The 256-nt window shown below is 30.9% G+C and carries 1 protein-coding gene; it reads right to left on the bottom strand.

Annotated elements, in window-relative coordinates:
* Nucleotides 1-108: glutaredoxin domain-containing protein (locus tag SB753_RS39010; protein WP_410805413.1), on the bottom strand; the 108-nt coding region annotated here is incomplete at its 3' end.
* Between the last annotated feature and the right edge of the window lie 148 nt (nt 109-256).

The following is a 256-nucleotide window of genomic DNA, read 5'->3' as shown; positions in this document are numbered from 1 at the left end:
GATTTCATTTTCTTCAATATTTCTTTCTTCTAATTCAATTTCCACTGGTGCAAATCCCAAGAAATGCTTTGCTCTTTTGCAGTTTGGGCAATCATTTTTTGTAAACATAATAATCTTAGTTGCCATTCTCTTCAGTCTCCTTTTTTATTCATATCTTGGTTTGAAGTTACTTAATTCCGTTTCTTCTTTTGTATATCGAGTATCCTTATCATCCTTATATCGTTCATTTAATTCTTTGATTCTTTCATCAGCTTCC

Origin of the sequence: Paraburkholderia sp. SIMBA_053, assembly GCF_046534895.1 — a bacterium.
In the GTDB taxonomy this organism is placed as follows: domain Bacteria; phylum Pseudomonadota; class Gammaproteobacteria; order Burkholderiales; family Burkholderiaceae; genus Paraburkholderia; species Paraburkholderia caledonica.
The sequence above is the reverse complement of the archived record's forward strand: the minus strand, read 5'-3'. Positions and strand labels throughout refer to the sequence as shown.